Origin of the sequence: Lacrimispora sp. (assembly GCF_046972725.1) — a bacterium.
In the GTDB taxonomy this organism is placed as follows: Bacteria; Bacillota; Clostridia; order Lachnospirales; family Lachnospiraceae; genus Lacrimispora.
Window position 1 is genome coordinate 212,851 of sequence record NZ_JBKVXF010000006.1, and the last position, 15,186, is coordinate 228,036.

A 15,186-nucleotide genomic window follows, 5' to 3' on the forward strand; every position below is an offset into this window, starting at 1 on the left:
TGCTACGATTTATTCTTCAAAGACAAAATGACACTCAGCGAATTTTACAAAGTCAATCAAGACTTTTGTATAAAGATCAAAAAAACTTTACTATAGGAGGACTTTAATTATGCCTTTACCAATTATTTTAGGATTAGGTGCTGCCGCAGCCGGAGCACTTGGAATCGGAACCGGTATTAGCGGTGCTGCTAAAATGAAAGATGCCAACGATACTATGAAAATGGCCCGTGATTTACACACAGAAAACATCGAATATTTTGAAAAACAAAACAAATCAGCAACCAATGACATGGATGCTCTCGGCAAAAAGGAACTGGAAATTTTAAGTGGGCTTAACGATTTTGCCACCGTTTTTGAGAAAATACATAACCGCCCCATTTTTGAAGAATATAAAAAAAATGGTATCACGATTCCTTCCTATAATCCGGAAGAAATCCATAAAGTTTCTGTGGGTGCCGGAATTTTACTTGGTGGAATTGGCGGGGCTGCCGCTGGAACCGCAGGCGGCTTTGCTGCCGCTGGTGCAACAACTGCTGCCGTCATGGCCTTAGGAACCGCTTCAACCGGTACTGCCATTGCATCCTTAAGCGGTGTGGTGGCTACTAATGCAACTTTGGCCGCATTAGGCGGCGGAGCCCTTGCTGCCGGCGGTGGAGGAATGGCTCTTGGAAGCACGATTCTTGGTGCCGCAACATTAGGTGCAGGAATTATGGTCGGAGGGATTATTTTCAATATCGTTGGCTCCTCCCTATCCGGCAAAGCAGACGATGCCTATGAACAAACAAGAAAAGAACGGGAACAGGTGAACAAGACCTGCGATTATCTGGACAAGCTCAGCAATACTGCAAAAGAATATCTTTTATCAATGACAACTGTTCATGAAATTTATCTAGATCAGTTTAACATTCTTAAGTATATTGTAAATACACTTGGAAAGAATGACTGGAATCACTTTTCCAAAGAGGAACAGCTCGTTACAGAAAACACAACATATCTCGTTGCCTTACTTTATAATATGGGTAAAGAACAGCTTGTTCACGCCTCAGCAGACAGTTCACAGCCCAATAAAGTCAATACTGCTGGTATTAAAAAATCAATGAACAATGCGGAAAAATTGCTTTTTGAAAGAGGATTTCAGAAAGGCTCTGCAAAGAACTTAAATTGGACAGAAGTCAAAGAATTGATTCATTCCAAAATGGAAGACCCTGAATACTATAGATGGATTGATTTTCTTAAGGTTCAGATTGCTGAAAATTCTGTGCGTATTGTTGCGCCCTATGAGGAAGCTGCACTTTATGTAAAGGAAAATCACCATGATGTCATAGAATCTGCTATTAATTACTATTTAAGAGCAGAAATTCCAGTCTCATATGGTTGTGTAGAAGCAAATACCAATGCTACTTCAAAGAAAGCAAAAGGGATTTTTAAATAAAAAATTATAATCTAAATGTCTCATCTAAATAGTTTCTTGTGGGCAAGGCCAACGTTTCATGGTTCTTGCCCATTAGTATTAACTAAAGTTTTATATCAACTTTTAATATCATATGTACTTATAGATATTTCACAACCACTAAAAAAATCCATAATTTACTAAATTCTTATTTCCTACCACGTCCCATAATACCCCAAATTCCTCTCCCAACTCCTCGGATCATTTACGAACCTCTCATCACGACTTTTTTCCCAGGAATTAACCATAGCCCATAACCATTTAAGTTCAAAGCTCTTATCAAACCTTTTCCCCTCTTTCCAACCAACAGTATTTACTGCAAAGTGGATATGTATCTTTCTTGTATCAAGATGAACTGCGTATGCTGTTATATAATCCTCCCCATACGCTTTGGCAATATAACGAGCTAATTGAAAGGTTTCATGAGGCATCACGAAATCTGATTCATGAAAACTAATTACCCGGTGCTTTATTAAATTGCTCTCTGTTTTCCCATATGCCCTATTATTAGCAATCATTTGATCGCTTACCAAATCATCCATAATTTCCTGGCAAGGTGTTCCAAAAAAGGGAGCACAACCTAAGAAATCTCCAATCATATGTCCTGGTCGTATATCATCAAAACCCGTTTTATATACAGCAAATATATAACGTATCAAATAGCGGACACTTTCCTCCGTATCATACCTCAGTCCTTTTTCTTCATTTATCAGAGCAATAACTGGCATGCTTTCATTATCTCCTCTCTAATTTTACTACAGTCTGCATTGGGTGAATTTTGTTCAATTTGACTGACAGCTTGTTCAATTGCACAAAGACTTTGATAAAAATATCTCCCCTTATTAATGACTTGAACTGAATCATTAAATAAATTTCTGCGGATATACTCACTCCTCTTCAAATTAGCTTCGCTGGCTTTTGTGTCTACTTTTCGTAATTCCTCTTCTGTCATTCTTAAACTAATTGATTCCATTTCCTATCCTCCTGACGGCATTTAGCAAGTAGGTGGGAATGTATTACACACCCCCTCCTTCTTTATCCTAATGTTATAGGGTATTATAAAATTAATTATCATCATATAAAGGTTGTTATTGTATGCTCCTATATTTATTGAATAAACTCACTACATTAATTCTCGAACTTGTTTCTATCAACCAAAGAACCATCAACCAAGAATTGCCTCCATCTTTATAGCAGTCTCCTCTTGCGACGTAATATTTCGAAGGTAATGTCGGGTCATATTAAGGCTGGTATGTCCCAGGAGTTTTTGGAGTTCAGTATCTTCCATTCCGTTCTTGTACATAATGGAAGCGGTGGAGAAGCGGAGCTTATGGGAGGAGCGGTATTCTATGCCAAGTTCCTCACAGCATTTCCTTAAGCGGCGGTTAAAGGTTACTGTTGCCAGGGGCTGTCCATCTCTGATAAATATGTATTCACTGTCTGGATTCTGATGACGAATCTGTTCCAGTATTTCCCTGGCCTTAAAAGTAAGCGGCATCAAACGTTTCCCCTCATTGGCATGGCCTTTTATGTCTTCGATAATCTCATTCCTATTATTAATAAACCGGCGTATATATATAGTATTTCCCTTAACATCCTCCCATTTAATTGCCTTAACTTCGCTAACACGCAAAAGAAGAAAAAAATTTAATTTAATAGCCAAGGAATACAGGTCATTTCCTAGGTGGTTAATGATACGCAATCTCTCCTCCTCCGTATAAGGTCTTATAATATTTTCTTCTGACTTAAAGGCAAATTGTCTAAAATTGATATCTCTCAGACAATTGCGTTCTATGACCTCATTTTCTACAGCCAGATAAAGAGTTCCGTTCATGATGGACTTTAAGTCATTAAAGCGTTTGCGGGTAAGCTGTCGATCTCTGGTGATACTGCGAAAATAATGGATGTAGTTCTTCACGGTCAGATTGTTTAAAGGCACCTTGGTTATCTCATGATCTTTGAGTAAAGCGTTATATAAAAATCGGTTCTCCTTAACAGTCTTTTCCGTAACACTATCTTCAGTAGCCCGCCATTGCATCCAGGTTTCGAAGTATTCTTCCATGGTAGGGGCCTTGGTGTTGAAAAAATGCTCGTAGAGTTTTTCTATCAGGCCTATGTAATTAGTGCTGCTTATGGGCTTACGCTTTACAATCAGATATATTCTGCCATCGTCAGATCTAAGCTTGATTTTTGCAAGATTGCACACTTCTTTTACCCGATTTTCTTTTTGACTAAATTCCAGTATTGCCTGACATACTGCAGGAGTCAGCTTTCCATCAGGATATAGAATTTGCTTTTGCAGCTCTGAAACAGCGTCATCTAATTCAGTAAGAGGTACTGGCGGATTACTCGTCAGTATTCTTACAATTTCTTGGTTCTCATTTTTATATGGACTTACTGAACGACACATCCGCCGTCACCTCCTTTCTTGAAAATGTTTGTATTAAGCTACCCAAAAACTTAGTGGCAACAATTTGTAAATTAGCACTAATTTTTCAAGATACTTAATTATTTCTGACAGTTCCCTGAACTTTCACAGTAGTACTGGTTCGTGAGGAGATTTTCAGCGGTTGCTCCAGTCTGGTCTTATTTACCAGCAGTGGACCATTTCCAATAAACTCTCCTATTTGCAGTCCTCTTAAAAGCTTTTCCCAAGCACCGGCATTGTAAGGATCAAGCAATCTGGCAATAGATCTGCTTTCATTTCCTGAAGGTCTGAAATAAACTTGAAGAGCTGATTGCATTAATCGCTTCTGCTCAAAGCTTTCAAAACACATTGATAAAGATTGTGTTATCAGCATAAGGCTGGTATTAAATTTTCTCCCCTCCGACAAAAGCCGGGCAATTGTGCTCTGATTACTTAAAGAGAGATTTTGAAACTCATCAATACCTACGTACAGTTTTTCAAACCTTATACCATGTGAACTTGCCAGTCTCCAGATATAGGCCAGAATAATTTCTGCCACCGTCACCTGAGTTTTAAGGTCAAACTGAGATAAACGAATTATGTTGATTTTGTTTTTCTGAATGAAAAGGCTCCCATTAACAAATATATTATGCTCCATTACCTCTTCCAATTTATTTGCCACATCTGCGGCGGAATCTGTAGAATTGGACAGTAATGGTTCTCTTAAAGCTGAAATTCCCCTTTCCTCATATAAATGGTTAGTAAGTACATATTCAACCGCATTCTTCAATACCGATTTCTGTCTAAACCGTAATTGCAATGCCTGGGCCAATACATTTGTAACAGCTGAAACTGTATCTATAGAACTTTCGTTTTTTTGATCATCCAATTGTATAGGTGTAAATAATGGGCATGGGATACCAGAGTCATATGCTTTAATCTCATGGGTGGCTTCTATAAATTCCTTCCGAAATTCTTCCGGAATCTGGTCAGCATTCAAAGCATGATGCAGATCAATAGCAATAATGGTTCCACCAGCCTTAATGACTTCCAGAAACAGCCTTTCGGCAAGTACCGTTTTTCCTGTTCCTGATTTCCCTAAAATCAAGATATGTTCATTAAAGCTGTCTTCTGAATTAAAATAAACACTACTATTTCTTATTTCTCCGAGTTTTATCAAAATCCAACCTCCTCGATCCCACATAGTTGAAGCAAAGGGATATCCCCTGCCCGATTCAGCCTGTTCAACGGGAATTTAAGTACCCGAATTCGGACCATTTCTCCATAGACATTCCATGTTACAATCTTACGTGTATAGGAAGTACCATGGTCACAAACTAACATTCCCTCATCTTTTAGAGCCTGCTTTATCAGCACTCCTGACTGCATAGCCTGCATAGGCTTTGTAATCTCATCAAAAATAAGGTCAGGAATATAGAAAAAGTCCCGGTCAAATAAGAGATTTCCTTGCGGTCCTTGTTCGCAAATTTTTGATGTAGGATAGGCCCATGTATAATTATTACTTTCAACCCATTTATATAATAATGAAACAAAAGCCTCTGCTATTCCATCGCTATCCCGTGCATCTTCATCCTCTTGCCCCAACTGTTCACAAGTATTTAAATACTCCTCCAAAACTTTTTCAGAATCATCATAGATTTTAGTCATCTGAGGAAAAAGAAAATATGCAGCGCACTTTAACAATTTTTTTACAGAATTTTCTTCTTCCAATTTCTTAATGAAGTTTTGAACAATTTGATCCTGTTTAACATATGCATTAACTAAATTTTCTGCCCAGTTGTCATCTGAAACTCTAGGCATATCTCCCGTCAAATACAGGTGAAAGCAGTACTCTCTCCACTCTTCAGGTATTGTAAGTTGGAAGAAAATTAAAGGTATTGCATTACAGTTCTTCTCATCTATTCTCCCTGTCTGAGTTGCAGTAATTGCTATTTGCATCACTTTTTTGACTTGAGGAAGGTTCGTATAGTAGATGAAAACAAACTCCGAATTTGCCTTTGAAAGCATTTTCTTACACGACTTAGGGGTTGTATTCGCTGATACTATCTTGGGATTTGAAAAAGGAGATAGATACTGGATTACCTTTTCAGCTTCCCCAAAAGACGATATTACACATGCAATAGGCTTATTCATAGAATAGCCCAAATACTTTATGATAGGATAGTTAAGCCCCAACGAAAACAGTATATCCAGCGTTTTAGTTATACCTTCCATTTTTTATATCCTCCCATATTAATTTGCTTTCTGATGCGTATCCCCATCTTCCATCAACAATATACCAACCGTGAGCCAGTGGGATCATCACTTCATGGGATTCACTTAAAATAAAAGCCTCAAAATCACAGGCAATCTCGTTTTGCTTTTTTTGACTAATATAAAAAGAAATCCCGTTATACATCATTTTCTTTAATAATTTTCCTCTTCCATATTCCTCTGCCGATATTGGAATGTGATATATATATTCCCCTATCCGATAAGAAACCACATAAATTGGCTTCTCCATACAATCAGTATCTACAGGCTTATAAAGAGTAATCTTTGTTTCTGATTTTCGAAGATCGCATAATCGTTCTGATTTTATCGGTCCTTTAGGGGAGGAAATTTCAATCTTTAGTTCACCTCTGGCATCCCAATAAATGCTGGTAGTGCTTAACTCATTTCGCCTCCTGACTTCTTCTTTGTAGTCCAGCTTATTTTTGAAAGTCTCATAGTCCATCGTATTCATTATTCGCCGCTTTTCAATAGCATTGAAAGTCTCATGATCGTCCTTTAGAAGTGCTTTAAGAGTCCTTTGAGATACTACAGGATTGTTGCTATAATTTGCTTGGGCCGCCGGATAATAGGGATTATAATTATTATTTTCAGGTAACATCCTAGGTCCTTGTGTACCTCTATATTCAGAAAATATTTCAGCCATTAAATTTCTCACCTTTCTTTTTATAATTAAGTATTAGCAAACCAAAAAAGTTTCACAAGTAGCCTCTGTTAAGTATAGTTGTTTATGTAAAATTGTTATTAGTTTAAAATAATTTCCTCCTTAATATTTTTTTACATTTTTTTCTCCCTTAAAATCTAAATTTCTATGCATAGCTTTATTTCCCTCCTGCAATACTATTATTTCACATTTTCACTATATAAACAAAATAGGAAAATATATTGTTTTTTACTTTTATATATGATATTTTTATTGTATATCCCTATAAAACGGAGAATTACTATATGAATATTTCAGAATTCCAAAAACAAATTAATGAAGCACGAAATATCTTAATTTATAGTATGAATTTAAAATATCAATCTTCAGATTACCTTAATCAGAAAACAGAAAATAAAACAGAGGAAACTATTTGGGAAACTTTATTTGAAGATATGCATAAATCCTGTAATGTAATTCTAAACGACGGAGGACTTCAATTTTTCGGAGATACTTCTATAAAAAAAGAGAAGTATCCTAAACAGTCATTAATGTACCTGGACGGCCTTCAAGCATATAACCTTGTTTGGAATAATATGATTAACCATTAATGCCTTATTGCAACTTATGATAAACTAAACAGTATAATATTTCAAAATGTAGTTCTTGATTCATACGAAATAGCAAGGCACATTAATTATTTTGGTGTCAATTTTTCCTATAAAAAGGATTTTTTTAGAATAACTGTAAAAAATAGTAATTCATTTAACTTTAACGAAGATAAAGACTGTTGCCACCGTGGAGCTGCTGATATTGATCAAGCATCAAATGATGCCTATATCCTCATAGCTTTAATACACTCAAAAAAATACTTGATAGTCACCAAAACTATACAGATATTGCTAAACTAATAACACCATTAAAGTCGGGGAATAAAATTACAAATGTTGAAATAAGCCTCAGTAATCTGCCCCTATTACAACAGCTAAGGGGAAAAGGACCTGATTTAAAAAATATTTTCAAACTATACGATGGAAAACGAAAAATTACAAATGGTAACTTATTGAAATTTATCGAAAGTGTAGCATATATTAAAAAATCTCCCATAAATTTACCATCTTGGTCATATGCAGATTCCAACTACATGACCAATGCTGATAAATTATATTACAGATATAAATTAGAACAAACCTTTCATTTTGATTTTATCTATTGTCTTACACAAAATATTGCAAGATTAAATAATAATTTTAATCTTGCATTTAATGATGACTTTATTGAATTCGCAACAAGTAGTATTAATCTTCCTAATATATTCAGTCGACATTTATTAATTCAAATGGCATTTGAGTGTTGCACTGACTACCATCACTTTAAATCTTCTTTTTTATATAAACAGCTTTCCAAACCTGACGCCATAATGGATTACGATAGACGAACCCCCAAGAAAACAGACCCTTTTGAAACCTTTGGTCAATGGAAAACTTGTTATATAAATTTTATAAATTACATGGCAACACTAGTTTTTCCTATATATGAAAGCTACTTTTTTGTATCATTTTACGACCATTTTTCCAGACCCGAAAAATCAGTAGGTGAAAATATTCTTTATTTATATGAGACCCTAAGTGAATACCTCTCAAGAGATGTTATTTTTAACAGAATAAATGGAAATTTTTTAGTTGAAGAGTCAAAGAAAGTTTGCAATCAGAACATTAAAAAAGATAATTCAGAAGTAAACTCTGACCTTTTTATCTTTGCTGATTACATAAATTCTAAGAAAACCATGGATATGTTACAAGGAGATTCTCAAGATATTTTTCAAAGTGTTGTTCTAAGTGCATACAATCACTTGCCTGAACGAATGCCTATGTTATTAAACCAAGAATATTTAAATAATAATTTTGGACATTTAAATAAAAGTTTCATCAATGCTTGTATTACAGATTTATTGGATACTAATAATTAACCAAATATATTCTATTAAACTTATTTTGCAAAATGAATACCATTATTAAAGCCTAAAAATTATATATATTCATCTGTTAAAGAAGCTATAGCCTAATTTCAGACTATAGCTTTTCAATTACTATTTATGAATTATACTCAATCTTTTTCCAGCTTTCTCAGAATCAAACATTATGGTTCCTCCATATAAATCGGACGGTAAGATTTTTTTCTGCACCCTCTTCACTGAAATGCACACATTCAGAAAGCACATGGCTTCTATTATATTAACCTTATAAACGGCCTTATCCCTTGATTTCTCAATTTTCACCGCTACACCAAAATTAATTTTCCCGACCATTTATATAGAAATAATTCTCTCTTTCGAAACACTACAACCAAAGTAAGTGCCCATGTTTATTAAAAAAGTTGATTTCTCACCCGCACTTTTCCCAGATATGTTCCACCGTATATTTATATTTTTTATATAAATTGGGCATATATCAAAAGAAATACCCAAATCGGCTTTTTAAATCACACTTTGTCAAAAATCTGAATGCCTTCTAGAAAGCGAATCTTTATTGGGCCCACTGACATTACTATAATATCTATCTATTTCATATTACTTTTAAACACTATATACTAACATCGCTTCAACTTAAGTAATGTTTTGAATGAGCTGCCCAGTGGTATGCAGTACCGGTAATTATCTTTTTAATTATCGATCTTACAAGAATTTCAGGGTATTGGGGGTAGAAAATCCCCAAGGTTTTTTAATTTACAAAAATCAGGCTCAGATAATGTGCCATTCAACAAGACAGTTCAATTCAGTATAAATTGTTAAGCTGATCATGGAAATCCCAGGTAGACATTCCTCTTACAAAAAGAGAGAATTAATGCAACAGGTCTTTAACACTGTCCTTAAATAAGGGGTAGATGTCACAGACATTTTTTATGTTGTTGTCTGCAATGATTTAATGTAACTGTTCTTTAGCTATTGCCATAGAAAAAGTTCCCTTGTAAGTGGTAGACTATAACCAGCAGATTTAGGCAAATAAAATCCAGCAACTATTACGAATGCATCAATGAATGATATACTGTCATTCGGAGGTGAAGAAAGAATGGTTGATTGGATGAACTATTCAAAAATCCAAGAAAAAAAAAGAAAGGGCTTCAAGAAGAGCCAGGTAGCCCGCAAGCTAGGGATTAACCGTGAAACCGTAAGTGTGTAATGGGATATGGAGCCGAGTATGCTGCACGAGTCGAATCTGCTAAGATACGCACAAAGAAAGCTGATACATACAAAGATTTTGCGTTGAAATGTCTGCTCAAATATCCAGACATGTCAGCAGCACAGCTTTATGACTGGGTCAAGGAACGCACCTGTCTGGAAACACTGGATTTCCAGGAACGATGTTCCAGAGACTATGTGAAATCTATCCGAGAGGAATACGATAATAAAAAACCTGAAACATCAAGGCAATACGAAAATAAGTTAATCGGGCAGAAACGGGAGGAAAGAGATAAAAGAAAATCATTACTGGAACAGGAACAATTGCTACAACAGCTATTTCAGGATGATGAACTGGTGGCTCCATTCTTGGAACACATTCATCAGAAAAAACCACGCTATTCAGCTTGGAGTGATCAGAAAGCTGTTTGTAGACTGGAATAGTGAACTGCTTATCAAAGACTGAACTACTGTTCCGATAAGGAACTTTATTCTGCCGGAGATTTAAAATCCAGTATTATTTTTCTTTCCCAGTTGAAAGCTGAATCAAAAAACTTAGCAGCACTCCAATACACCGGAAATAAAGGACTTGAGCGTATATTAGCAGGCGATGGAACGGAGTGTTGTAAATGGATAATCTACAGGAAATCAGATCTTATGCCACAACGCTGGGACTGGTACATACAAAAAATGAACCGGATCCATAAATCCGACCTTTTGGTGATAGATGAGGTCGGTTGTCTTCAAATCACCACAATGGAAGGCCTAACCTTTAATTATAGAAGGTGACGACCTTCCCTTCAGATAAAAGAAAACCCGCGGAGTAATCCGCGGGGATAACACAAGCAAAAATACTGGAAAATAAATTCCATTTTTTGCTGGAAAGTACTTGCCGTTTTAATCCCTTCTGCAAATAAATTATAATCTAATTCATTCCCAGTAAGTTGAAGAGACACAAAATTTATTACACTACTGGTTTCGCCGACACACAATATATCTCCTTGTTTCTTACTAATGGCTTTTACATAAATATATTGTACGTAACTGAACTGGCAATATCATTTGAGATCATTTACATCTATAATGTGCCCCCTACTTAGTTTTATTGATTTTCCTCTAGAATTTCAAAGAATTGTTGTGTACGAATCCACGCAATACGGAATACAATCATTAAAGTATATTCACCATGTAAACCTTCTCGTTCTAAACATGTACTATACAGACGTTGCAAATTATATTTCCTATCGTTTGTCATAGTTGTACTTAAATCTGTTCTGAATTCGTTGTCATACCTCATTCTTAACAGTTTTGACATAAAAGTTCTATATTCAGAAACAAGAACAATCTGAGCAGCGTCTGCAACTTCTATAAGGTATCTTCTTTTAATTGCCTCTGCATCTTCACCAAACATTTTTTCAAATGCAGACTTGGTTTCATCTTTACTTAATTCTACTGCAATAAAATTTTTCACATTAATTGCTGGATATAAAACATCAAATCCAAATCCATTGTAAAATAAAATTTCTATTGCTTTTTGAAGAGTATTCCAGCGCATTTTATTGTAATTGAGTGGTATCATCTCTGGAATATGAGCCAGATACTGTTTATAAACATTGGAGCAGATAAAATTGCTTTCTAAAAATTCAACAAAATTCACATCATTATACTTTGATACACTAAAACTTCTTTCCACATTATTTTGTATTATTTGTTTAAATACACTATCACTATGATATTCACTTGCACTTACAACCCTTTTTCCCAATGAATTTGTTTTATCGCAAACTAAATAGCGATCTTCTATGATAGTGTTTAATGTTGCACTATCATTTTCAATATATGTATGATGTACCTCCTCAATAAATTCCCTAAAATAAGATTCATCTATATCTCCTATTTCTAGTCCATCTGTTGTAACGCGATCTTGAAATACTGTATCTAAACGTCCAGCAACAATATAAGCCTTTTTTCCATATCCCTGCATATTTAGATTTTTTATAATGTCCAACATGTAATCATCATTTGTAAGTATTCTTGTATGATATATTATTATTTCCGGTTTTCTTCTCTGAATAGCTTCTTGAACTCTATTAGTTACAATTTCTTTTAATCTAGCACTATCCTTTTGTCCCTGATTAATTCCAACACTATCTGTCATAATTATTTCTCGACCAAAAGATTTTAAGTTTTCAACATTAAAATAAAATTCTGCTGATTTTAATAAAGGCTCTAAACAATAAAAATCTTCTAATCTTTGCATACCTTTATTTCCAAAAATATGACTAACCAATTCCAATGTAGACGGGTCTTCACTATTTCCAGACAAGCAAAAGGTTTGCCCAATAGTGGTATCTACTTCATATTTTTTTTTGAATAAATCCAGATCATCCATCAGTTCTCTAAAAACTTCGTCTACTATTTTAATAAACAAACTTCCATTTTCTTCATACTGACCTACAATTTTGAATATATCATCACTGCCCATCGCAAGTCCATTTTTATTAAATTCAATAATTAATTGCTTTATTATATATGCTTCGTCTGTATCCGCATTTCTACTAATAGACTTACTATCACCATAAAACTCCATCATCCCAATCATCATCAATTTTTCAATTTCATTTGCAATGTCAACATTAATTTTCCTCTGACCTAAGCCAAACGTTTTATCATAATTCATTTCTAAGCGTTTTGATACCGCTAAAATTGCTGCCTTTCTAATACAATCTAAATTTTCTTCATCTTTTGATTTATTCTTTATTGATTCAATATATTCTTCAGCAGCTTCAATAATAAGCCCCTTTATGTTCTCTATTAACTCATCTCGGTTTTTTAACTCAACCTCTACACAAAAATTCTTATCATCAGAAATTTTATTTATCAAAGAATTAATATGATAGATAATAAAACAAGCTGTAGTCTCTTTAATACTAGTCAATGAAGGGACAAAATTTTTAAGTCCTTTCGCAGATAATATTACACCTAAAATAAATCTTGTTTTTCCTGCAGCTGTACATCCTACATTTAAAATCTCTAGTGGAGACAGACCCATAAGATCTCCTAGCACATCATTAATTGACTTTTGGTGTTTTTCAAACCATTCATCATATAAATCAGTATACATAATTTTCATAGCCAGTTCTATTGATCTATTTTGATACTTAATTACTCTTCCATTTCGCCCACACTTAATAGCATCTTCGTTTATACGATGCATTTTTTCCAATATTTCCATGCTATACTTTGCATCTAAGATATCCTCTATTTCATTAGATATATTTCTAGCTGCCAATAATGACATTATCTTTTCATTTCCTATTGTTGCCTTTTGCTGCTTACCTCCAATAGAATAAGAAATTTTGTAAGACCCACCATCAAGAATTAAATTAAGTTTCGTTTCCGCCATTATAGATTTTCTCCTTGTTCTCATAAGAATTTTTTGTTATGTTTATTCCCAATAATACCTTCTCATCCCCTTTTTGTCAAACATATTATGAATATTTATTTATATTTATTCTAGTAATTTTTTAGATTAAATGTTTATACTGCTTTTTCAAGAATAATTATTTTGTTTTATTCCCAAAACATTATTATTCTTGTATATTCTATATATGAAATAAAAAACATAAGAAGGCTCTGTTATAAGCCACTACCTTTCTTATGCTTCTACAAGAAGAATATTTTTCTATTCTTCTTGTTCTACAACAGAAATCATATCTGGTGACAACTAAGATTATATACTGTAGTCATTAGTAAAAAATTATTTATTAGTTATCTAAGCTTTCTCAGTGAATTTTTTTCTTATTTATAAAAAGCAGATTGCACATTTTAAAGCACAGTGCTATGATAATTTCACCGGCACCCATAATTATTATGATTATAAAAACTAAAGAAAAGCAACTAAAAAGAGTTTGTGATTTGGCGAAAATCAAAACCAGACCTGATGATGGACGAATGTATTTTATCATCAACAGAAAATCAATAAGTAGCAGTTCCTACGAAGGATTAATTGATAAGCTATATGATTATTTCTTTGGGGATAATGCTGCCACCATGGGCACATACTTTGAAACCTGGATGGAGTGGAGAGAGAATGAGACAAGTGTAAGTAAAAAAACAATCAAAGAAAACCGTTTTATGTGGACTTCTTTACTGAAGGATCAGGATATCACTTTGATTCCCTTAAAGGAACTGACAGCAAAGGATCTGATTATCTATTTTCGGAACATAACAAAAGGTCGGCAGATTACGAGAAAGCGCTTTAACGACCTAAAAAGTATTATGAATGGAATCCTATATCTTGCAGTAGAAAATGATATCATAGAACGAAACTGCCTTCGAGATATCAACTATAAGCAGTTCAGCTATAAAGCAGAAAATACTAAAATCACCCCATACACCGAGGAAGAACGTCTACAAATTATAAATCACTTGGGCAATGACTTTTATTCATTAGCAATAAAGCTAGATTTTTTTCTCATTCTGCGCATAGGCGAATTGAAAGGGTTAAGATGGGATGACATTTCAGGAGATTCCCTACATGTCCAGCGCTTTGTAGATGACAGAAATGAGATAATCGACGATATAAAAGGCCATGCTGGCGAAGGGAAGCGTTACATGCCATTAACACCAAAGGCTAAGGAAATACTTGTACAAATTCAGAGGTTGAATCCAGACAGCGAATATATTTTTATCCGCAACGGCCAGCCTCTGGCAACCGTAACCTTTAACCGCCGCTTAAAGAAATGCTGTGAGGAATTAGGCATAGAATACCGCTCCTCCCATAAACTCCGCTTTTCCACCGCCTCCATCATGTACAAGAACGGAATGGAAGACACCGAGCTCCAGAAGCTCCTGGGCCATACCAGCCTCAACATGACCCACCACTACCTCCGCAACATCACTTCCCAGGAAGAAACAGCATCAAAAATGAGGGCAATCCTGGATTAATCACCCTCAAAAATACAAAAAACGCCCACGCAAACAAGCGCAAACACCAAATACACAAAGCAAAAACCCCAGAAACCCTTATTTCATCAGGTTTCTGAGGCTTTAATTATAGAGGCGACAACCAGATTTGAACTGGTGATCAGGGTGTTGCAGACCCACGCCTTACCACTTGGCTATGTCGCCATATATAAAACAATTTTTCCAAATTCAGTGACCCCAACGAGATTCGAACTCGTGTTACCGCCGTGAAAGGGCGATGTCTTAAC

The 15,186-nt window shown here is 34.9% G+C and carries 12 protein-coding genes and 1 tRNA gene; 5 read left to right on the forward strand and 8 right to left on the reverse strand.

What is annotated here, in order from left to right; all coding sequences use genetic code 11:
* The first annotated feature begins 109 nt into the window (after positions 1-109).
* Positions 110-1,432, forward strand: coding sequence for a hypothetical protein (locus ACLTWA_RS18120; protein WP_412329307.1), 1,323 nt, complete (start codon positions 110-112; stop codon positions 1,430-1,432).
* A gap of 173 nt (positions 1,433-1,605) precedes the next feature.
* On the opposite strand, the gene ACLTWA_RS18125 is transcribed toward ACLTWA_RS18120, so the two are convergent.
* From ACLTWA_RS18125 to ACLTWA_RS18150, 6 genes are all read right to left on the reverse strand, one after another.
* Positions 1,606-2,178 (reverse strand): relaxase/mobilization nuclease domain-containing protein, encoded by a 573-nt coding sequence (locus ACLTWA_RS18125; protein ID WP_412329308.1) that lies wholly within the window; start codon positions 2,176-2,178, stop codon positions 1,606-1,608.
* The gene (locus ACLTWA_RS18130; RefSeq protein WP_412329309.1) at positions 2,160-2,423 is read right to left on the reverse strand and encodes a plasmid mobilization protein; all 264 of its coding nucleotides are present in this window, start codon (positions 2,421-2,423) and stop codon (positions 2,160-2,162) included. Before ACLTWA_RS18130 ends, ACLTWA_RS18125 begins: the two co-directional genes overlap by 19 nt.
* A gap of 192 nt (positions 2,424-2,615) precedes the next feature.
* Positions 2,616-3,860: a tyrosine-type recombinase/integrase gene (locus ACLTWA_RS18135; RefSeq protein WP_412329310.1), complete on the reverse strand. Its 1,245-nt coding sequence runs from the start codon at positions 3,858-3,860 to the stop codon at positions 2,616-2,618.
* A gap of 94 nt (positions 3,861-3,954) precedes the next feature.
* Positions 3,955-5,037 (reverse strand): ATP-binding protein, encoded by a 1,083-nt coding sequence (locus ACLTWA_RS18140; protein ID WP_412329311.1) that lies wholly within the window; start codon positions 5,035-5,037, stop codon positions 3,955-3,957.
* Entirely contained in the window at positions 5,034-6,092 is a 1,059-nt protein-coding gene (locus tag ACLTWA_RS18145) for a hypothetical protein (protein WP_412329312.1), read from the reverse strand. The genes ACLTWA_RS18140 and ACLTWA_RS18145 overlap by 4 nt, the downstream gene beginning before the upstream one ends.
* A complete protein-coding gene (locus ACLTWA_RS18150; protein ID WP_412329313.1) occupies positions 6,076-6,795 on the reverse strand; it encodes a hypothetical protein in 720 nt (239 codons plus the stop codon). The genes ACLTWA_RS18145 and ACLTWA_RS18150 overlap by 17 nt, the downstream gene beginning before the upstream one ends.
* Positions 6,796-7,097: 302 nt before the next feature.
* On the opposite strand from ACLTWA_RS18150, the gene ACLTWA_RS18155 reads away from it, so the two are divergent.
* The 3 genes from ACLTWA_RS18155 (at position 7,098) to ACLTWA_RS18165 (ending at position 10,414) form a co-directional block, all read left to right on the forward strand.
* On the forward strand, positions 7,098-7,403 hold the full coding sequence (locus ACLTWA_RS18155; RefSeq protein ID WP_412329314.1) for a hypothetical protein: 306 nt from the start codon (positions 7,098-7,100) through the stop codon (positions 7,401-7,403).
* Positions 7,404-7,855: 452 nt separating this feature from the next.
* Positions 7,856-8,761 (forward strand): hypothetical protein, encoded by a 906-nt coding sequence (locus tag ACLTWA_RS18160; RefSeq protein WP_412329315.1) that lies wholly within the window; start codon positions 7,856-7,858, stop codon positions 8,759-8,761.
* 1,209 nt (positions 8,762-9,970) lie between these two features.
* Positions 9,971-10,414 carry a hypothetical protein gene (locus ACLTWA_RS18165; RefSeq protein ID WP_412329316.1) on the forward strand — a complete coding sequence of 148 codons (444 nt, stop codon included), beginning with the start codon at positions 9,971-9,973 and terminating at the stop codon, positions 10,412-10,414.
* 658 nt (positions 10,415-11,072) lie between these two features.
* Here ACLTWA_RS18165 and ACLTWA_RS18170 read toward each other — a convergent pair.
* Positions 11,073-13,376 (reverse strand): hypothetical protein, encoded by a 2,304-nt coding sequence (locus tag ACLTWA_RS18170; protein WP_412329317.1) that lies wholly within the window; start codon positions 13,374-13,376, stop codon positions 11,073-11,075.
* A 512-nt stretch (positions 13,377-13,888) separates the two neighbouring features.
* Here ACLTWA_RS18170 and ACLTWA_RS18175 point away from each other — a divergent pair.
* A complete protein-coding gene (locus ACLTWA_RS18175; RefSeq protein ID WP_412329318.1) occupies positions 13,889-14,920 on the forward strand; it encodes a tyrosine-type recombinase/integrase in 1,032 nt (343 codons plus the stop codon).
* A gap of 112 nt (positions 14,921-15,032) precedes the next feature.
* Here the strand turns inward: ACLTWA_RS18175 and ACLTWA_RS18180 are convergent.
* Positions 15,033-15,103 (reverse strand) — tRNA-Cys (locus ACLTWA_RS18180).
* Positions 15,104-15,186 lie beyond the last annotated feature (83 nt).